This window comes from Flavobacterium sp. Sr18 (genome assembly GCF_011064265.1).
In the GTDB taxonomy this organism is placed as follows: Bacteria; Bacteroidota; Bacteroidia; order Flavobacteriales; family Flavobacteriaceae; genus Flavobacterium; species Flavobacterium petrolei.
Genome location: NZ_CP049329.1, coordinates 3,119,188 through 3,138,934 on the forward strand (window position 1 = coordinate 3,119,188; position 19,747 = coordinate 3,138,934).

A 19,747-nucleotide genomic window follows, 5' to 3' on the forward strand; every position below is an offset into this window, starting at 1 on the left:
CTTTTTAGTTTCTTTTTTTAAATCAAACAAGATAACTGTTACCTCATTGATTACTGGATTTCTAATACCTAAGTCGCAAAGAATTTAAAATATAAATACCATGATATTTAAATCGATAAATCCATTTTCACAAGAAGTGATTGCGGAGCATGAAGTATTAACGAATGCGCAATTGAATCAAAAATTGCAATTATCCGAAAGTACTTTCAAGATTTGGAAAAATACTTCTTTTCAAGAAAGAGCTGACAAGATGCGTAAACTGGCTAATATTCTCCGTGTAGACAAGGAGAAATTTGGATTGCTGATTACAAATGAAATGGGTAAGATCATCTCCGAAAGCATCGCAGAGGTCGAAAAATCAGCAGTAAATTGTGATTTTTATGCGGAGCATGCAGCAGAAATGTTGAAAGACGAATATTACGATACTTCTTTCAAAAGCATGTCGGTTTATGATCCGATGGGAGCTGTTTTTGCCATTATGCCTTGGAATTATCCTTTCTGGCAAGTGTTACGATATGCCGCTCCGGCAATTATGGCGGGCAATGTGACGCTTTTAAAGCATGCGCCAAATGTTATAGGCTGTGCCAAAGCAATAGAAAGTGCTTTTTTAGAAGCTGGTTTTCCCGAAGGTGTTTTCCAAGAGATAACTATTGATATTCCTCAAGTAGAAAGTGTCATCGCATCAGATAGTGTTTGTGGTATCACTTTGACAGGAAGTGAAATGGCGGGTTCATCTGTAGCTGCATTGGCAGGAAAGCACATCAAGAAATCTGTTATGGAATTAGGAGGTTCAGATGCTTTTATAGTTTTGAATGATGCTGATCTTGAAAAAGCCGTAACTGTTGCCACACAATCAAGGATGTTGAACGCAGGTCAGGCTTGTATTTGTGCCAAACGTTTTATCGTTACTGAAAAAGTTGCGGATGAATTCGCTTCGCTTTTTACGCAAAAAGTACAATTGCTGCAACAAGGAAACCCCTTACAGCAAGGAATTCAAATGGGACCATTAGCACGATTGGACTTAGCAGAAAAATTGGAAGCTCAATTGGCAAAATCACTGCAACAAGGAGCGAAACTACTTGTAGGCGGAGAGCGGGAGAATTGTAATTTCCAACCCACATTAATTGATTTTGTGGATTCAAATAATGTTGCGTTTCAGGAAGAAACTTTTGGACCATTAGCTACTATTATTAGAGCGAAAGATGCAAATGACGCAGTCGCTATTGCTAATAATCACAGGTATGGTTTGGCCGCGGCAATCTGGACCGAAGACCGTGAAAATGCCTATCAACTGTCGCGTAAAATTGAAGCGGGAAATGTATTCGTAAATTCTTTGGTACGTTCAGATTCCAGAGTTCCTTTTGGAGGAATAAAAAAATCAGGTTATGGAAGAGAACTGGGTGCAATAGGAATCAAAGAATTTATGAATATGAAATCCTTAGTTATTGAATAAACGATTATCGGTAACAGGAACAAGACTATTTCAATACAGATTTGGTCTAGAATACAAGTATTTAGGATATCGTATAAATAAAGAATCGAGAACAGGATTTGTAATTGTAACAAATCTGTTCTCGATTTTTCATTGAATGTCTACCAATTAATATAAGTTGCCAGCAGGTATAATTGCTTTTGTTTTACTAATAGGTATATAATATAGCTTTTAAATCTTTCGGATTATTGGAAATAATTACGATAAATGGAGATTCTTTTAGTGCAGCATTCTCCTTCAATCGTTTTTCACCGCTATCTGAAAATGATAAAGGTGATTCTCCTTTTAATCCACCGTAAAAGCTCGTGATTATTCCAGATTCTGTCAATCCTTCAGTTTGATGTTTTTCTAGCACAACAACCTTTTTATAATCAGATTTTCCATTCAGTCGAATTTTTTCTGATAGGATTGCAGAAGCACTTTTTGATTTTTCATTCAGCTGTGACACGGCATATTGACTGATTGTTTTTTCTTCAGCACTTTGCGGTAAAGTGTAGTACACTATATTGTTTTCTTTTTTAATAAAGTTTACATCCATCGTTTCGCCATTATGTTTGACTATTTGATGTGTTTGAGCAAGTAAAGAAGTAGTAAATAAAAATGTGAACGCTATAAATAAATTTTTCATGTGTGTATAATTAGGAGTTTCTATGCCTCTATTTTTGGATTGGAACATAGATTAATAATGTTTTAATAAAAAAAATGGGTTTAAGCTTGTTCTGGAGGTGGAGTCAGATTCTGTAAAACAAACTCTTTAATTTGAAACGAATCAAGAGAATTGATTTTTCTACTCTCAAAAGAATCGTATTCAAAACAATTTATACTTTCAAGTGAAGCAATAAAGAGTGTTTTAGTTTTACTCTCCAAAGTATTCTCTTCTGCATTTTTTTCGGTTTGTTCGTATAAATCCTGATTATTTTCATTTGAAAGCATGGATAATTTATCGCTTAACCAAAGGGAGGAAAAAGCGACAAATAATAGCAAAACGGAAAACTTAATTAGTAATCGAATCATCTCCTAAATTTAATGAAAAAGGATTTTTTATGCTATTAAAATTTTCATAAAAAAACAGAGAAATAAGCGGGATCTAACCTGATGGAATCACAGTTTAATTATTGGTTTAATGAGTTTAAATTTTAGTAAAATTGAATCAATTTATGAAATCTTAATCTAATGTTTTTATATAAATATCGTTTTCGTGTTTTTGATTAATAAAAAAAATACACCCCTATTTTTTAAGGGGTATGTTGTTTTATTTTATTTAAATATTTGATATTTACATGTGTATTTTAATTAAACTTAATAATTATTTATAAAAAATTAGGGTGTTTGTCTAAAATTGTGATTATTGAATTTTTAAAATAGTTCTTTATAAATATGGAATATCCATTTTTTTTTGTTCATTTTTCGTTATTGATAATTCTTCTCAAATCAAGGTAAAAAAGTTGTAAATAGTAATTTTAGTGAAATAAAAGTTAATAAATTCGCCTCAGATAAAAGGAAATTTCAGGTCTAAAAAGGTGTTAAAAAACATTTTTTTTCTTAAAATACCGAGTTCCTGAATTTCAAAATAGTATTAACCAAAGCCAAAAAATTACCAACTAGATTACTAACTAAAACCAACTAAAGATGAAAAACCAATTAGCAGCCATAGCATTATTGCTAACTACAACTTTAACATTTGCACAAGAAACAACACCGGCACCTGCTACTACTTTTGCGGGATCAGCAGATGCTTATTACAAATATGATTTTTCCGGAATAGATAATAGCTTAACCAGTTTTACAAATTCTCATAACTCATTTGAATTGGGAATGGCTTCCATTGAAGCTTCTCATAAAATGGGGAAAGCTTCTGTTTTTGTTGATTTGGGTTTTGGTAGCAGAGCCGCTCAATTTACGTATAATGACGATTCGACTACTTTTATGATTAAGCAATTGAATTTTACCTATGAGTTCTCAGACAAATTCAAAGTAACTGCAGGAAGTTTTGGAACACACATTGGATATGAATTGTTGGACGCAGTTGATAATAAAAACTACAGTATGTCCTATGCGTTTACTTACGGACCATTTTTTAATACGGGTGTAAAAGCACAGTATACAGCGGGAAAGGTCAGTTTTATGGCTGGAGTTTCAAACCCAACTGATTTCAAAACTGCTATAGAGGCTGGTTCTTCTCAGAAAACTTTCATTGGACAAATTGCCTTTTTAGGAGATACAGGAAGTGCTTATTTTAATGTCACTTCAGGTAGCAGCGACCCATCTTCTGATGAAAATAAAACGCAGTTTGACTTCGTTGGAACAAAAAAACTGAGTGATGCCTTTTCATTAGGATTTAATGGAACGTACGCAATGACTAACAATGATTTTGATAGTGCCTTAGATGGAGAATGGTTCTCTTTAGTTGGATACGCAAATTTAGCATTGAAAGAATCATTGAGTTTGGCTTACAGATTAGAATATTTGGATGCTAAAGAAGCTACAGCGGGTCTTGGTGTACTAGCAGGAACAAGTGTGGTAGGGAATACTTTATCATTAAATTATAAAGTAGGAAACCTAACTATTATTCCTGAATTTCGTGTAGACACAGCATCTCAAGATATCTTTTCGAATAGTGATGCAGCGCCAAAAGGTGTTACCGCTTATGCTTTATTGGCAACAACCTATTCTTTTTAATTCCTCAATAATATTTTTTTTTTTTGCTGCCAAGATACCCTTAAGTATTTTGGCAGTTTTTTTATTAAGTTTTCGCTGCGGAAACCATTTGCACTAGGGTATTGACTAGCGTTTGATGTGACATTATTGCAAAAGAAAACGGTTTTTTGAATGATTCAAAAAACCGTTTTTATAGTTTGATTGTACTACTAATTATTGTTTTTTATAAATAGAATAAATAGTGTTTATTGTTTTTTCATCTAAAAGATCGTTGACTTCAGTTTGAATAAAATGGAGTTTGAAAGCCATAATTGCCGCTGGTAAATTTTTTGTATCATATCCTATGATTCGCAATCCTTGTTCTACATTAAAATCAGCAGGAGCTGTTTCTAAATATTCATCAGGCCAAATTCCAAATCCTTTCTCCGCAAGAATTTTCCATGGAAATAATGCGCTAGGGTCTTTTTTTCTGGTTGGAGCAATATCCGCGTGACCAATGATATTTTGTGCTGGTATATTATAATCCTTTTTCAGTTTAGTCAAAAGCGCCAACAAACTATTGATTTGCGCTTCAGAAAATACCTCAGTTCCGTTGTTATCCAGTTCGATTCCTATTGATGTGGAATTAATATCAGTATTTTTTCCCCAAGAACCATTTCCTGCGTGCCAAGCTCTAAGATAATCATTCAACATTTGAACCACTTTACCATCGTCCGAAATGACATAATGAGAACTAACTTGAGCCTCTATCTTTGTAAACGTTTTTATAGTTTGTTGTAATGAATCTTGTGCGGTATGGTGGATAATGATGAAATTGGGTTTTCTCAAATTAAAATTTACAGTTCCAATCCATTCCGTATTAATTCCATTTTCTAGTGGTGTTGAACCCATTTTGAAAATTGTGTCTTTATACGTGTGCAATTGTTTGGTGTATAAAGTGTCAACATTTATTATTACTCGAGGGATAATCGGTAGTGGTTGTGATTCCTTTTTAGAAATAGTTTCTTTAAGCGTTTTTAGTTTAGAGTCGTAGATTTTCTCACTTTTTTTGTGAGGATTCGTGGCGCATGAAGTGATGACAACAGCAAAAATTAAATAGTAAAAAATTTTTCTCATGTTGGGAATTAATTTTTGTGTTTAACAAAAAAATTATAGTTTAGCTTTCTTTTTAACTTTCGATTTTTTTGGATTTTTTGCTTCTTCATTCATTGCAGTATATTTTTCCTTCTGGTCCTTATTAAGCAATTCCATTATTTTTCTGTCTGTAACTTCTGATAGCGCTTGAATGTTTTTTATTTTATCTTCTTGGCTAACTTCCGCTTTTATGAGCATGCCTTGTGTTTTTATGCTCTCCATCAGAATATTCGAGATCGCAATTTCCTGAAGTGCATCTAGGGTGAGTTCCGGTTTTATTTTTTCTATAATTTTTCTAACGGTAACTTCAACGGGAATTTCTTTTGGTTTGTCCTGAGCTCTGGACTGATCCATTCCGCTATTCATTCGGCGATTACTCCCGTAATTATTTCCGTAACCATTTCCATATCCACCATTCCCGTATTGTGCGGAAATAATATTCGTCGACAATAGTACAAATGCGAAAATTAGTAAAGATTGAATTAGTCTCATAAATAGCGTTTTAAAATGAATAAAAAAATCGTTCCCGAAAATTATGCTGGTTCTCCGTACAAGTCGAATTCTGTTGCTTCAATGATTTTTATCATTACAAACTCACCCGTTTTTACGTAATGTTTGGTCGCGTCAATAAGGACTTCATTGTCAACATCAGGACTGTCAAATTCAGTTCTTCCTACAAAATGGCCACCTTCTTTTCTGTCGATGATGCATCTAAATGTTTGTCCAACTTTTTCTTGGTTCAAATCCCAAGAAATTTGGGATTGTAATTCCATGATTTCATTAGCGCGCTCTTGTTTTACAGTGTCTGGAACGTCATCTTCAAGTAAGTAAGCATGCGTATTTTCTTCATGTGAATAAGCAAAACAACCCATTCTGTCAAACTTCATTTCCTGAACAAAGTCTTTTAATATGTTGAAATCCTCTTGAGTTTCTCCAGGATATCCTACAATCAACGTAGTACGAATAGCCATTCCTGGAACTGCCGCACGGAAGTCTTTTAATAATTTTGTTGTTTTTTCTTGAGTGGTTCCACGACGCATTGATTTCAAAATAGAATCTGAAATGTGTTGCAACGGAATATCAATATAATTACAAATTTTAGGCTCGCGTTTCATTATTTCTAATACTTCCATTGGGAAACCGGTAGGAAAGGCATAATGTAAACGAATCCATTCGATTCCTTCTACTTTTACCAACGCTTCCAGTAATTCTCCGAGAGCTCTTTTCTTGTAAATATCTAAACCATAATAGGTCAAATCCTGAGCAATTAAAATTAATTCTTTCACCCCATTTTTGGCTAAACCTTCCGATTCTTTCACCAATTTTTCAATGGTTTGCGAAACGTTTTTTCCGCGCATCAATGGAATTGCACAAAAGCTGCACGGTCTGTCACAACCTTCAGAAATTTTTAAATATGCATAATTTTTTGGGGTAGTAGTCAAACGTTCTCCCAATAATTCATGTTTATAATCTGCACCTAATGCTTTTAATAATTGTGGTAACTCAGTAGTTCCAAAAAACTGGTCTACATTAGGAATTTCCTTTTCTAAATCCGGACGGTAACGTTCTGAAAGACATCCGGTAACAAACACTTTGTCGACCAGTCCTCTTTCTTTCTTGTCAGCATATTCCAATATCATATTCACTGATTCTGCTTTAGCATTGTCAATGAATCCGCAGGTATTTATAACAATAATATTGCCTTCTTCGGCTTCTGGAGCTTCATGTTGTACGTCTTTGCCACTGGCGCGAAGCTGGCCCATAAGCACTTCACTATCATACACATTTTTCGAACACCCGAGAGTGATTACGTTAATTTTATTTTTCTTTAAAGACTTAGTTCTCATAACAGTATAATCCCGATATTTTGGGAATTTTGCAAAATTACAATTTTTTATTCAAACTTTCCCGATACTTTTCGGTATTGTTTGGGCTTCCTGCCGATGTTCTTTTGGAGCTGCTCCTGCTATACGCTACAAACAAAGTTCACTGAACTCCCACAAAAATGACTGCTCGGTGAAGTAATCTCCCGAAAAAAATCGGGAGGATTTTCACTGTTATCAGGGCTAAAAAAAATCCGTTTCATAATCACGAAACGGATTCTAAATTTTATTTTTTGGTAAAATTACAATTCAAATAAAAGGGATAAAGACACTGTATTGTTAATGGCATCTATACTTGCTCCGTCCGTAAATCCTTGATTGAAAAATCCTTGTTGAGAATTTCTTTTAGCATAAGAATACGCTAAATCTACTTTGGTTGAACCAAAACTATATCCTAAACCAGCTGAATATCCAGTTAAATCACCTATTGTCACTCCGTTTTTATAAGGACTTTGCTCATAACGATATCCTGCTCTTAAGCTCAAAACCTCTATTTTGTATTCAGCACCTATTCTTAATTCTCCCGTAGTGTCTAATATTGAATTGATGTCACTATTTAAATCATTAAAATAAGAATCGTTTTCAGGTTTGAATTTCGTATTGCTGTAATCCTTAATAGCGTAATCAACACTGATTAAACCAGATTTCCCAAAAACGTAAGCGAAACTTCCGGTTAACTTGCTTGGCGTTTGCAATTTATACGCTTCGTAAATATTAACTACCTGTGGGTCCACAACATCTGAGGGTAATTCTCCATCAGTATTAGCACTTACAGCAACAAGACTTTGTGATAATTCATCTGTCAATTTATACCAAGTTGAAGATTCATAGGCTAATCCCAAACGAACTTCATTCGTCAATTTTGCAATGGCTCCTACTTGGAACGAGAATCCAGTTCCGTATGTGTTTAAGTCATTATTGAATTGCAATCGTGAAACGGTATAATTATTAGTTAATGGCGCATTATTGTCTTCGTAAAAATTGGACGATTTTTGATAATCAGTAAAATGCGAATTTAAGTTTAATCCAATGTATAATTTATCTTTGTAAGAGGTGGCTGCATTAAAAGAAAGTTTTCCGTTATAGCCAGTGCTGTAAACTGAATTTTCCTGATAATAATTTCCTCCTGAAGGAGTGTTTGAGGTATAGGCAGAATTGTTATTGTTTTCATCAACTGCATCTATGACAAAGGCTTGGTATCCTAAAAATGCTTGCTGTGCATCAAAACCGCTTAGTCCAGGAAATTGGTTATTAGGTAAATTACTTCCTAAAAACGAGTATAAATCAGTTATGGATTCTCCAGGTTCTCTATTTACAAACTGTTGCGGAACGGGCGCTCCATTATTTCCGTTATTGGCATAACTTAAAAAATAATTGGCTACAGAATTGTTTGGATTAGTTCCTGCGGAAAGTAATCCATTATCAAAATTGTTAGTATTTTCGTAGTTAATAGCCATTGAAACTTTTTTCCAGTTGCTATTGGTATTTCTGTTATTGAATACAAAAATAGCTCCTGCTTGATTTAAATCAAATGAATTTGTTTTTTCAGAGGTTAAATTACCAAAGTAATCAGAGTTATTTTTAGTGCTGTTATTGCTTAATGTAATCGCCATTTGATTATTTAGAAAAATAGCAGAACCGGCAGGATTTACATTTATAGAGGACAAATCACCTCCAAGTGCACCAAAAGCTCCACTCATTGCTCTAAAGCGTGCAGTTCCGTTCAAATTATCTTGCGAATAGCGCACTGCATCAGCGATTTCTTGTGATCGCGCAACACTTGCTGTCAAGCCTAATGCTAATAAAAATATATATTTTTTCATGTATTTCGAAAGTTTTAATTTAGTACTAAAAATAAGAAAGGAAATTAAATTATCCTCTGCCGCCTCTTCCGCCACCGCCGGTTGATCTTCCGCCGCCACCAGAGCTACTTGATCTTGAGCTGCTGTTTGAACTTGGGCTATATGATCTTGAGCTATTATCGTTTCTGGTAGAAGGGGTGTAAGACCTTGTTGGAGTGTTGTTTTGATTGCGAACTCCATTGGTGTTGTCTCTTCTGCTTGGATTGTAGTTAGAGTTATTTTGTGATTGTCCTTGATTTCTTGAAAAAGTAGGACTGGTCTGGTTCATGCGATTAGAAGTTCCTCTTCCAGAATTAGTGTTGTTATTGTTTCTATAATCGGAATTCACAGCTCTCCTGTTGACGGATGAGTTAATGTTACGGTTGTAAGTGGAGGCATTGCGATTAGAATTCACAGTATTTGCGTTATACGATCCTCTTCTGCCTGCATTATTGTTGTATACTCTATTGTTGTAATAATTAGAATGACCCCAATTATTCCATCCCCAGTTGTTTCCGTAATAATTATTCCATCCCCAGTTATTCCATCCGAAACCAATGTTGTTTCCCCAACCAAAACCACCGTTCCAACCCCAATTGTTTCCATACCAGTTGTTCATTCCCCATCCGAAACCGCCATTCCATCCCCAGTTGTTTCCATACCAATTATTCATTCCCCAACCCGTATCGTAAACATTGATGCTTACGCTTTGAGGATTACTTCCCCAGCCAGGATAGTTTGAATTGTTCTCTTGTAGCGTATCGTTTTCTAAATTATAATCATTATAATTATCAACATCTGTAAAAATTTCGACTGGTTGATTACTGTTTTGTAAAGACCCAAAATAGTCTGTATATTGATTTTTTGGGGCATTTTGAGTCTCAGTTTGAACGGCTCTATTTGGGGTGTTACCATAAATTCCATCAGAATCATAGTAAGAGCTGTTTTGGTATGAGCCACAAGATGTAAATAGGACGCTCAAAAATCCGGCAATATAGTATATCGCGCTGTTTTTGAAGGAAAGAGTACTAGTTTTCATATATATGGAGTTTTTATTGTTGCACATTACAAAAATAGTTAGTTTTGCTGAACTATTTATTTAAAAATATTAATGCAAAATTTGTGCCAAACTATTCAATATGAGTAAGAACTTAACTACAAGAGCAGAAGATTATTCAAAATGGTATAATGAGTTGGTTGTCAAAGCCGATTTAGCCGAAAATTCAGCAGTTAGAGGTTGTATGGTTATCAAACCGTACGGATATGCAATATGGGAAAAAATGCAAGCTGAATTGGATCGAATGTTTAAAGAGACAGGGCATCAAAATGCCTATTTTCCTTTATTTGTTCCCAAAAGTATGTTTGAGGCAGAGGAGAAAAATGCTGAAGGATTTGCGAAAGAATGTGCTGTTGTCACTCATTACCGTTTGAAAAATGATCCTGATAGACCTGGGAAACTTATGGTTGATCCTAATGCAAAATTAGAAGAAGAATTAATTGTTCGTCCTACTAGTGAAGCTATTATTTGGTCTACATACAAAGGGTGGGTGCAATCATACAGAGATTTACCTTTGTTGATTAATCAATGGGCTAATGTGGTACGTTGGGAAATGAGAACCAGATTATTTTTGCGTACCGCAGAATTTTTATGGCAAGAAGGACATACTGCACACGCTACCAAAGCGGAGGCTGTGGAGGAATCAGAAAAAATGATGAATGTATACGCTGATTTTGCTCAGAATTTTATGGCGATTCCAGTGATAAAAGGAATAAAAACAGAAACAGAACGTTTTGCCGGAGCAGAAGAAACCTATTGTATCGAAGCTTTGATGCAAGACGGAAAAGCATTGCAAGCGGGAACTTCGCATTTCTTAGGACAGAATTTCGCTAAGGCTTTTGATGTAAAATTTGCAAATGCCGAAGGAAAGCAAGAATATGTTTGGGGGACTTCTTGGGGAGTTTCAACTCGTTTGATGGGAGCGCTTGTAATGACGCATTCAGATGACCAGGGATTAGTGCTGCCTCCTAGTTTAGCACCTATTCAAGTCGTGATTGTGCCTATTTATAAATCAGATGAGCAATTAGAAGCTATAAGTACTGAGGTAAATATTTTGACTGCTGCTTTGCGAAAAATGAATGTCTCTGTGAAATTTGATAACAGAACTACTCAAAAACCAGGTTTTAAATTTGCAGAATGGGAATTAAAAGGAGTGCCGGTACGAATTGCTGTTGGTCCTAAAGATTTAGAAAATGGAACTTTTGAGGTGGCAAGAAGAGATACCTTGACTAAAGAAGTTGTTTCTAAAGATGGAATCGAAACTTATATTAGCGATTTGCTAGAGAAAATTCAAAAAGAATTATTCGAAAAAGCATTAAATTATAGAAATACGCATATTACCGAAGTAAACAGTTTTGAAGAGTTTAAAGAGGTTATTGATTCTAAAGGAGGTTTTGTATCAGCGCATTGGGATGGAACAGCAGCCACTGAAGAGAAGATCAAAGAGTTGACTAAAGCTACCATAAGATGTATTCCTTTGGATAGAGTAGAAGAGGCGGGAAGCTGTGTTTTTACTGGGGAAAGCTCTATTGGTAGAGTGCTATTTGCAAAGGCGTATTAAAAAAAAATAATTTTTTTTGCATGTACTATTGTACGTTTCAAAAATAGTTGTATTTTTGCATCCGCATTAGAGAAGCAGGGCCCGTTCGTCTATCGGTTAGGACGCATGGTTTTCATCCATGTAAGAGCGGTTCGATTCCGCTACGGGCTACTATTTTTATTGCATGTTAAAGTTTTCCTGAACTTAGAAGGAATAATGGCCCGTTCGTCTATCGGTTAGGACGCATGGTTTTCATCCATGTAAGAGCGGTTCGATTCCGCTACGGGCTACAATTTCAATATTTTAGATTGATAAAAACTTAGGGGATAATGGTCCGTTCGTCTAGGGGTTAGGACGCCAAGATTTCGTCTTGGTAACAGGGGTTCGATTCCCTTACGGACTACAAAAAAATAGTAAAAGATAAAAAAGCAATAAAATGGCAAATCATAAATCAGCTCTAAAGAGAATTAGAAGTAACGAAAAGAGAAGAGTATTAAACAGATACCAACACAAAACTACTCGTAATGCCATTAAAGCATTAAGAATAGCAACTGATAAAACTGATGCTACATCTAAATTATCAAGTGTAATTTCTATGATTGATAAATTAGCTAAGAAAAATATCATTCATGATAATAAAGCTTCTAATTTAAAATCTAAATTAACGAAACTTGTTTCTAAATTGTAATTAAAAACAATTTTTTAGACACAAAAAAAGCTCTCATTTATGAGAGCTTTTTTTGTGTCTAATTTTTTTTATTTTAATTCTAATTTATTTTTTAAGTATTCAAGCATTGTTTTTGTAATAGGTTTTGATATAAATTCAATTACCATAGGGTAATTTTTTGCCTTTTCTAAGTCCTCAGGGTCTATTGTTGAAGATAGAATAACAACCTTTATTGAATTGAAATCGGAATATTTAGTACTGTTAAAATGATCTAAGAATTCCCAACCTCCCATTACAGGCATGTTTAAATCTAAAAAAATTAACTGAGGGTGATTCTTTATGTTTAAAGTTTTGATAGTGTTGAAATAAAGAAGTGCTTCTTCTCCATTTTGAGAAGTGATAATTTCATTGCAAAAGTTTGACTTAGTAATAACTTTTTTACATAACATAAGTGTTATGGGGTCGTCGTCGATGAATAAAATTTGATTAAGCATCTTATTAGTTTCTAAAAGTTAATGTAAATGTTGTCCCTTTGTTAACTTCGCTTTCTATATCGATAGTTCCTCCCATAGTTTCTACCTGCGATTTTACTAGATACAAGCCCAATCCTTTGCTATCCGGGTAATTATGAAAACGTTGGTAGAGGCCAAAAACTTTATCGCGATTTCTTTTTAAATCGATTCCTATACCATTATCTGAAAAGATTATGATTACTGTATTTCCAGTTTTACTTGCTGTAATGTTTATTTCAAGTTTTCGATTTTCTGATTTGAATTTTAAAGAATTAGATATCAAATTTAGGATTATACTCTCCAGATAAGCTTTATTTGTATTTAAAATAGAAACTTTTTTTAAATTGATGTTTATTATAGGTTTCGAGAATTCAATTTGAAAACTAAGTTGATTGATAATTTTATCAAAAATATGTTCCAGTTGAATAGCTTCTTTTTGTAAAGAAGAGTTTTCTTTTATTACGATAACTTTGACTAAATCATTTATGGTTTCATTTAATAGGTGAGTTGATTTATTGAAACCATTTAGTATTTCTTTTAATTCTAAATTTTCAATCGGAATATCTTCTATTAAATTAAGTAAACCTGTCAAATTAGATAATGGAGCTCTAAGGTTGTGTGATGTTATATAGGAAAACTGCTTTAAATCTTTATTTTTCTGAATTAATTCTATAATTAATTTTTCTTTTTCTTTTTCTTGTTTCTTTTCTTTTGATATGTCTCTTTGAATTGAAATCCAATGCGAAAGTTCGTTTTCAGAGTTGTAAACAGGGATCATTGAGAATCGGACGAGATATTGCTCGTTTTTCTTAGTGTAGCTTATCGTTTCTATCTGGCATTCTTCTTTATTATTTATAGCTTTAAGAAGTTTCTGATATTCCTCCATATCAGAATTTGGGCCTATAAAAATAGTAGGAGATTTGCCGATAATTTCATTGAAAAGATATCCGGACATAACAGAAAATGCAGGATTCGAGTAAATGATTTTGGGAATGGTTCTGTCAGTAGAAAATGCTTCTGTGATGATTATAGAGTCTTTTGACTGTGTAATTACGGTTTCTAATAATTTAAGGCGTTGTTCTTCTTCTTTTTGTTTGGTTATATCTTGGATGGCGCCAATCATTCTTGTTGGCTTTCCATTTTCATCCTTCAAAAGAAAACCTTTATCCAATATATATTTATAGGTATTGTCAGCGCATTTAAAACGATATTCATCCTGCCATTTTTCAGTTTTTTGTTCGAGAAAAGAATATAATTTAATTGACATTTTTATGCTGTCTTCTGGATGGATTTTATCAAACCACCAATTAGAAGTGTCTCCAATTTGGTTTTCTGCATAGCCAAAAATATTATTAATTCCCTGGTTCCAACTAAAGTTGTCTTCCTGAATTTTCCAATCCCAAATAGTATCACTTGTGGCTTTTGCTACAATATCATATTTGTCATTTGATTCTTTGATTTTTTGATTCGTATCTTTTAATTTTTGATAAATGGCATAGCTCTTTGAGTTGTTGTGAGCTAAAATAAATTTCAGAAGCATTCCTGAAAAAAGAACAAACAAGATGTCTTTAATAAAATATAAAGATTGATAACTGCTATTATAAGTGTAATCTTGAAGAGATTTATAATAAATAATCGAAATGAACATTAAAAGGATAATGTAAATTAAGGCGATTTGATTGGATTGATTTTTCATTAATCAAATATAAATAATTAATGCGATATTATTAAATAAGATTTTAAACTTATTTTTTGGGTTTATTTTAATATTTGTCTAACACATTGGTTATGAGTTAATTTAATTAATTTTTTTAATTGCAAATTGAGATGTTAAAAGTATAAGAGGTTTTTCTTTTTTAGAAATAACCACAGTTATTTAAATGTAAGAATTTGAATATCACACTCTTTTTTTTCTGTGTTTTGATGCGGGTTAATTTTTTTGGTTGCTGTAAAATTTTAATTATTTTTAATTTGCTAAAAGATATAAACTATTAAGAATATGTAAAGTATTGAATAAATATATTTTTATACCGAAAAAAAAGTGTACTTTTGCACCCATTAAAAATCACAGATGGAATCTATTAGAAACATTGCAATTATTGCCCACGTCGATCACGGTAAAACAACTTTGGTTGATAAAATTATGTATCACTGTCAGTTATTTCGTGATAACGAAAATACCGGTGACTTAATCCTTGATAACAACGACTTAGAGCGTGAAAGAGGTATTACTATTACTTCAAAGAATGTTTCTGTAGTATACAAAGGAACAAAAATCAACATTATTGATACTCCTGGTCACGCTGATTTTGGTGGTGAAGTAGAGCGTGTATTGAACATGGCTGATGGAGTTTGTCTACTAGTAGATGCTTTTGAAGGACCTATGCCTCAAACTCGTTTTGTTCTTCAAAAAGCTATTGACTTAGGTCTTAAACCTTGCGTTGTAATCAATAAAGTTGATAAAGAAAACTGTACTCCTGAAGAAGTGCATGAAAAAGTTTTTGACCTAATGTTTGAATTAGGTGCTGAAGAGTGGCAATTGGATTTTCCAACGGTTTACGGTTCTGCTAAAAATAACTGGATGTCTGATCATTGGGAAAACGTAACGGATAATGTGGAAGCATTGTTGGATATGGTTATTGAAAATGTACCAGCTCCTAAAGTTTCTGAAGGAACACCACAAATGTTGATTACATCATTAGATTTCTCAGCATTTACAGGTCGTATCGCTATCGGTCGTCTTGAAAGAGGTATTTTGAATGAAGGTATGCCAATCTCATTAGTAAAAAGAGACGGTACGGTAATGAAATCTAGAATTAAAGAACTTCATACTTTTGAAGGACTTGGTCGTAAAAAAGTACAACAAGTTATTGCAGGAGATATTTGTGCAATTATTGGTGTTGAAGGATTTGAAATTGGAGATACTATCGCTGATTTTGAAAACCCAGAAGCATTGAAAACAATCGATATTGACGAGCCTACTATGAGTATGTTGTTTACAATTAATGACTCTCCTTTCTTTGGTAAAGAGGGTAAATTTGTAACTTCTCGTCATATTAGAGACCGTTTGACAAAAGAGTTAGAAAAAAACTTAGCAATGAAATTAGGTGAAACTGATTCAGCTGATAAGTTTATGGTTTTTGGTCGTGGTGTACTTCACTTATCTGTTCTTATTGAAACAATGAGAAGAGAAGGTTATGAATTGCAAATCGGTCAACCACAAGTTATCATCAAAGAAATTGATGGTAAAAAATGTGAGCCAATTGAAGAATTGACAATCGATTTACCAGAATCACTTTCAGGTAGAGCGGTTGAGTTCGTTACCTTGCGTAAAGGTGAAATGCTAAGTATGGAAACTAAAGGGGAGCGTATGATTGTAAAATTTAATATCCCATCACGTGGAATTATTGGATTGCGTAATCAATTGCTTACTGCAACAGCTGGTGAGGCTATTATGGCACACCGTTTTATAGGATACGAACCGTACAAAGGAGAAATCGCTGGACGTAACAAAGGTTCATTGATTTCTATGGAAAAAGGAAAAGCTATTCCTTATTCTATCGATAAATTGCAAGATCGTGGTAGGTTTTTCGTTAATCCTAATGATGAAATTTACGAAGGTCAGGTAATTGGAGAAAATTCTCGTAGCGATGATATGTGTGTTAATGTTACCAAAGAGAAAAAACAGTCTAACGTTCGTTCTTCTGGAAATGATGATAAAGCTAGAATTATTCCTCCAGTTATTTTCTCATTAGAAGAAGCTTTAGAGTACATTCAAAAAGATGAATATGTTGAAGTAACTCCAAAATCTATTCGTTTGAGAAAAATTTATTTGACAGAAACTGATAGAAAAAGATTTAAAATCTAATTCTATTTTTTATAAAATTGTAAGCCATTCGTTGATTCGAATGGCTTTTTTTTTGACAGGATAATTGTAATTGTTAAAATTAGATTTCTTTATTATTATAGATTTGCATGAGGGATAGGAACTAGCTACCGAAGTAGCGTGGATAGCCCGACATCATAAAAGGAAAGGGCTACTCATTGTTGCAATGAGTAGCCCTTTCCTTTTATGGTGGCATGCCCTAAAGCTTAACTATCTTTTCAAACTAAAATGGCCTTTAGCCTCTCTTCCATCATCTAATTTTATGGTGAACCAATAATCGTCTACGGGCATTAATTTTCCAATATACGTCCCATCCCATCCTAGGCCTGAAGGAGACAATTGTTTCAATAATTTTCCATATCGGTCAAAAATATAGATAATAGCTTTTTCATAGATATTGCTATTTATTCCTTTTAGATTCCAATAATCATTGTAAGAGTCACCATTAGGAGTAAAGTATTTGGGAGCATTTAATATTACAAAACTTTTTGTTGTTTGACCACACCCATCAATACTCTCCGCTATTAATTCATGAAAGCCTCCGGGTAGATTTTCAAAAATGGTAGAACTTTGAAAAGAAGTTTCTGCTCCATTTTGAAAATGAATCAGATATCTATAGTCGTTTGGATTATTTACATTTACTATGACATGATTTGTTTGTTCTAAATCGTGTACAATTATATTGTTTATTTTAGGCAAATAAGACATGGTAACTATGCATTTTCGCTTAGCTGTACAGCCAGAATTGTTCATTACAGTTACTTCGTATTCACCTTCCTTGTTTATTGATATTGTTGGAGTTTTTTCACCTGTTGACCATAAATATGTAAAATCACTTGTTTTGTCAGGAGATAAAATCCCTGAATTTAATAATATGGAAGGATTTTCAAGTCCTTCACATAAAATTATATTTTCTAAAATATTAATTGTAGGAGTTGGTTCGACTATAATTTCAAAATTTCCTGTTCCATAACAGCCTTCAGCATTTTCCGCTTTAAGGAATACTGTTTTAGAAACTGAAACAAACGGATCTATAAGTTCATTTATGCCCATAAAAGCCTCCTCTTCACTTAAATAAAAAGACAGTCGTATATCAGAAGGTAAATTCAACTCCGTTGTTATTAAATCCTTTTTTTGTTCTAAATCAAATGATGCTTTTCCATCACCAAGGTCACATCCATAAAAAGTTTCGGGTAATAATAGGATGTTTTTATTAGCATGTAAAATTATAGTTCCTACGCTGTAGCAACTTGAATTTGGTTGCGAAACTTTTGCGTATATAAGCTCATCTGGAATACTGCTTCTGTAATTTACGGGAATAGATTGGATATTCGTTATATCATTTTCAGCATCAGCAATGCTATGGTAATAATGAACTTCAAAATCCTCATCGCCTAAACTAATTGGCTCATTAGCCAAAGACAAATTAAACATAGCTAAACCATCTGTAGGAACACTATCTTGTGTGTCACATTGTATTAATTTATATGGTGTAGAAAGTATTTTCGGAACGTCATAAATAGTTATTATTTTTTCATGAGGGTCTCTTTCTTCACCATTTACAGTTTTTATTAAAGTTACTTTATAATCACCGGTATGTGCGTATGTATGATAGGCATCAATAGCATTAGAAGTAAATCCATCTCCAAAATCCCAAAGCACACTGTCAATTTTTTCAAGTGAGTTATTGTAAAAATGAGTTGCATCACCTAAACAATTAAATTCATAACTAAAAGCATATAAAAATAGAGAAGTGATAAATGGGGGTAAACCTAATTTTGCTTTTTTTCCTCCTAAGTCAATTTCATTTTGTAAATAATTACAATTTGAGCCATCTAATTCAGGGTTGTTTATAACAGATAGCTTATCGCTACTATCATTTCCAGTAGGATATCCAGAACGATATATTTTTTCGTCAAGTGCTAGTTGCAAAGCACCTGCAACGTTTGTGGAAGAGTTGATGGTGGTTTTTGAACCTATAATATTAGCGCTTTTAAGATCAAATTGAATTAGCAAACTTCCAAAGGAAACATCATCATTATTAAATATATTTGTAGTTATATATAATTTTTTTGATTTCGCCGAAAATTCTACACCATAAGGATTAACCCCATTGAGAACAGAAAATCCATTACTTACTTTTCCAGTACTTGCATCAAAATCAAATAACCATACATTACCTGTATTTCTAATGACATTGTTTTTTGGACCTAATTCATCTGTGGCTTTCAAAGAAGAATTGGCCATTGCAATTTTTTTTCCATTTGGAGATGTTTTTAAATATCCTATTGCATTAGAAATATAACCGCCAGTTGGAACGTTCAAAGAAGAAGTTGTTTGAATCGGTTTTTTGTTAACACCTGATGTGCTAATTTTAAAAGAATAAAAAGTGTTTTTAAAATGGGTTACCACCCAAAATGAAATTCCATCATCATGTTGAACTGCGGTAATTTTTTCGGAACATTTAAATTTCACATCTTCAATATCCCCAGGATTATAAGTGATTAGATGAATGTTCTTTTCTTTGATAGAGATATCACCTAGTCCGTTATTCAACCTCAAATCAACTAAAGAATAATTTAATCCATTGTTTGGTGGATCCTCATTATTTAAGGGGTTATCGTCAACGTTTTTTGGATTAGGCTGGTCTACTGTAAATATATAATATAAATTTTTATTACTTGGATGTGGAACTATTATAGCAGACTGCGTACTTGAGTTATGGCCTAATAAGCCGTAACCGTTTGGCATTACTTGGTGTGATTTGTCATATACAATTGAACCATCCGTATAAAAAAGTAAAGTGCCATTTTTATCAGAAATTGTGGTGCAACCTTCAGCAGTATTTAGCTGACCATTAGTTAAAGCAACCGGGCTTCCCGAATTGAAATCAAGCCCCGCATAATTCCCAAAATACCATATAGCTGCTTCTTTTTGTGAAAATGCAGGAATTGTAAAAAAAAATAAAGAAAATACTAAAAGAATAAGGGTTTTCATATCTTATTTAAAGAATCAAATGTAGTGAATATCAATGTATAAAAGAAATAATAATATTTGAAGTTTAATATTTTGGTTGT

At 33.3% G+C, this 19,747-nt stretch carries 15 protein-coding genes and 3 tRNA genes; 8 read left to right on the forward strand and 10 right to left on the reverse strand.

Annotation, left to right across the window (positions count from 1 at the left end; translation table 11 throughout):
* Positions 1 to 100: 100 nt before the first annotated feature.
* Positions 101 to 1,453, forward strand: a complete 1,353-nt coding sequence (locus G7A72_RS13920; RefSeq protein WP_165152886.1) for an NAD-dependent succinate-semialdehyde dehydrogenase — start codon at positions 101 to 103, stop codon at positions 1,451 to 1,453.
* Positions 1,454 to 1,640: 187 nt separating this feature from the next.
* Here the strand turns inward: G7A72_RS13920 and G7A72_RS13925 are convergent, their stop codons facing one another.
* Both G7A72_RS13925 and G7A72_RS13930 read right to left on the reverse strand, forming a co-directional pair.
* Positions 1,641 to 2,120, reverse strand: coding sequence for a hypothetical protein (locus tag G7A72_RS13925; protein WP_165152887.1), 480 nt, complete (start codon positions 2,118 to 2,120; stop codon positions 1,641 to 1,643).
* An 80-nt stretch (positions 2,121 to 2,200) separates the two neighbouring features.
* Positions 2,201 to 2,506, reverse strand: coding sequence for a hypothetical protein (locus tag G7A72_RS13930; protein ID WP_165152888.1), 306 nt, complete (start codon positions 2,504 to 2,506; stop codon positions 2,201 to 2,203).
* 615 nt (positions 2,507 to 3,121) lie between these two features.
* Here G7A72_RS13930 and G7A72_RS13935 point away from each other — a divergent pair.
* Positions 3,122 to 4,171, forward strand: a complete 1,050-nt coding sequence (locus tag G7A72_RS13935) for an outer membrane beta-barrel protein (RefSeq protein WP_165152889.1) — start codon at positions 3,122 to 3,124, stop codon at positions 4,169 to 4,171.
* A gap of 192 nt (positions 4,172 to 4,363) precedes the next feature.
* Here the strand turns inward: G7A72_RS13935 and G7A72_RS13940 are convergent, their stop codons facing one another.
* The 5 genes from G7A72_RS13940 to G7A72_RS13960 form a co-directional block, all read right to left on the reverse strand.
* Positions 4,364 to 5,266, reverse strand: a complete 903-nt coding sequence (locus G7A72_RS13940) for an N-acetylmuramoyl-L-alanine amidase (protein WP_165152890.1) — start codon at positions 5,264 to 5,266, stop codon at positions 4,364 to 4,366.
* 33 nt (positions 5,267 to 5,299) lie between these two features.
* Positions 5,300 to 5,776: a hypothetical protein gene (locus G7A72_RS13945; protein WP_165152891.1), complete on the reverse strand. Its 477-nt coding sequence runs from the start codon at positions 5,774 to 5,776 to the stop codon at positions 5,300 to 5,302.
* 41 nt (positions 5,777 to 5,817) lie between these two features.
* A complete protein-coding gene (gene rimO, locus G7A72_RS13950; protein ID WP_113666205.1) occupies positions 5,818 to 7,131 on the reverse strand; it encodes a 30S ribosomal protein S12 methylthiotransferase RimO in 1,314 nt (437 codons plus the stop codon).
* A 278-nt stretch (positions 7,132 to 7,409) separates the two neighbouring features.
* Positions 7,410 to 8,990: an OmpP1/FadL family transporter gene (locus G7A72_RS13955; RefSeq protein ID WP_165152892.1), complete on the reverse strand. Its 1,581-nt coding sequence runs from the start codon at positions 8,988 to 8,990 to the stop codon at positions 7,410 to 7,412.
* 49 nt (positions 8,991 to 9,039) lie between these two features.
* Complete coding sequence (locus G7A72_RS13960) at positions 9,040 to 10,047, reverse strand: hypothetical protein (RefSeq protein ID WP_165152893.1); 1,008 nt, start codon at positions 10,045 to 10,047, stop codon at positions 9,040 to 9,042.
* A gap of 100 nt (positions 10,048 to 10,147) precedes the next feature.
* Here G7A72_RS13960 and proS point away from each other — a divergent pair, with 100 nt between their 5' ends.
* The 5 genes from proS to rpsT all read left to right on the forward strand — a co-directional run bounded on the left by proS (position 10,148) and on the right by rpsT (position 12,293).
* On the forward strand, positions 10,148 to 11,626 hold the full coding sequence (gene proS / locus G7A72_RS13965) for a proline--tRNA ligase (protein WP_113666202.1): 1,479 nt from the start codon (positions 10,148 to 10,150) through the stop codon (positions 11,624 to 11,626).
* Positions 11,627 to 11,704: 78 nt separating this feature from the next.
* Positions 11,705 to 11,776: transfer RNA gene (locus G7A72_RS13970), tRNA-Glu, on the forward strand.
* Between the two features lie 47 nt (positions 11,777 to 11,823).
* Positions 11,824 to 11,895 (forward strand) — tRNA-Glu (locus G7A72_RS13975).
* Between the two features lie 41 nt (positions 11,896 to 11,936).
* A tRNA-Glu gene (locus G7A72_RS13980) sits at positions 11,937 to 12,008 on the forward strand.
* 33 nt (positions 12,009 to 12,041) lie between these two features.
* Positions 12,042 to 12,293 carry a 30S ribosomal protein S20 gene (rpsT, locus tag G7A72_RS13985; RefSeq protein WP_113666201.1) on the forward strand — a complete coding sequence of 84 codons (252 nt, stop codon included), beginning with the start codon at positions 12,042 to 12,044 and terminating at the stop codon, positions 12,291 to 12,293.
* Between the two features lie 68 nt (positions 12,294 to 12,361).
* On the opposite strand, the gene G7A72_RS13990 is transcribed toward rpsT, so the two are convergent.
* Both G7A72_RS13990 and G7A72_RS13995 read right to left on the reverse strand, forming a co-directional pair.
* The gene (locus G7A72_RS13990) at positions 12,362 to 12,766 is read right to left on the reverse strand and encodes a response regulator (protein WP_113666200.1); all 405 of its coding nucleotides are present in this window, start codon (positions 12,764 to 12,766) and stop codon (positions 12,362 to 12,364) included.
* Positions 12,767 to 12,770: 4 nt separating this feature from the next.
* Complete coding sequence (locus tag G7A72_RS13995) at positions 12,771 to 14,480, reverse strand: PAS domain-containing protein (protein ID WP_165152894.1); 1,710 nt, start codon at positions 14,478 to 14,480, stop codon at positions 12,771 to 12,773.
* A gap of 375 nt (positions 14,481 to 14,855) precedes the next feature.
* Between G7A72_RS13995 and typA the strand changes: the two genes are divergently transcribed.
* Positions 14,856 to 16,652, forward strand: a complete 1,797-nt coding sequence (gene typA, locus G7A72_RS14000) for a translational GTPase TypA (RefSeq protein ID WP_113666198.1) — start codon at positions 14,856 to 14,858, stop codon at positions 16,650 to 16,652.
* Positions 16,653 to 16,880: 228 nt separating this feature from the next.
* Here the strand turns inward: typA and G7A72_RS14005 are convergent, their stop codons facing one another.
* Complete coding sequence (locus G7A72_RS14005) at positions 16,881 to 19,667, reverse strand: T9SS type B sorting domain-containing protein (RefSeq protein ID WP_165152895.1); 2,787 nt, start codon at positions 19,665 to 19,667, stop codon at positions 16,881 to 16,883.
* Between the last annotated feature and the right edge of the window lie 80 nt (positions 19,668 to 19,747).

Excerpts from the sequence above, each read along its gene's own strand:
- G7A72_RS13920 (WP_165152886.1), top strand. The coding sequence starts at position 101 with ATGATATTTAAATCGATAAATCCATTTTCACAAGAAGTGATTGCGGAG.
- proS (WP_113666202.1), top strand. The coding sequence starts at position 10,148 with ATGAGTAAGAACTTAACTACAAGAGCAGAAGATTATTCAAAATGGTAT.
- typA (WP_113666198.1), top strand. The coding sequence starts at position 14,856 with ATGGAATCTATTAGAAACATTGCAATTATTGCCCACGTCGATCACGGT.
- G7A72_RS13960 (WP_165152893.1), bottom strand. The coding sequence starts at position 10,047 with ATGAAAACTAGTACTCTTTCCTTCAAAAACAGCGCGATATACTATATT.
- G7A72_RS13930 (WP_165152888.1), bottom strand. The coding sequence starts at position 2,506 with ATGATTCGATTACTAATTAAGTTTTCCGTTTTGCTATTATTTGTCGCT.
- G7A72_RS13990 (WP_113666200.1), bottom strand. The coding sequence starts at position 12,766 with ATGCTTAATCAAATTTTATTCATCGACGACGACCCCATAACACTTATG.
- G7A72_RS13925 (WP_165152887.1), bottom strand. The coding sequence starts at position 2,120 with ATGAAAAATTTATTTATAGCGTTCACATTTTTATTTACTACTTCTTTA.
- G7A72_RS13955 (WP_165152892.1), bottom strand. The coding sequence starts at position 8,990 with ATGAAAAAATATATATTTTTATTAGCATTAGGCTTGACAGCAAGTGTT.
- G7A72_RS13945 (WP_165152891.1), bottom strand. The coding sequence starts at position 5,776 with ATGAGACTAATTCAATCTTTACTAATTTTCGCATTTGTACTATTGTCG.
- G7A72_RS13995 (WP_165152894.1), bottom strand. The coding sequence starts at position 14,480 with ATGAAAAATCAATCCAATCAAATCGCCTTAATTTACATTATCCTTTTA.
- rimO (WP_113666205.1), bottom strand. The coding sequence starts at position 7,131 with ATGAGAACTAAGTCTTTAAAGAAAAATAAAATTAACGTAATCACTCTC.
- G7A72_RS13935 (WP_165152889.1), top strand. The coding sequence starts at position 3,122 with ATGAAAAACCAATTAGCAGCCATAGCATTATTGCTAACTACAACTTTA.
- G7A72_RS14005 (WP_165152895.1), bottom strand. The coding sequence starts at position 19,667 with ATGAAAACCCTTATTCTTTTAGTATTTTCTTTATTTTTTTTTACAATT.
- G7A72_RS13940 (WP_165152890.1), bottom strand. The coding sequence starts at position 5,266 with ATGAGAAAAATTTTTTACTATTTAATTTTTGCTGTTGTCATCACTTCA.
- rpsT (WP_113666201.1), top strand. The coding sequence starts at position 12,042 with ATGGCAAATCATAAATCAGCTCTAAAGAGAATTAGAAGTAACGAAAAG.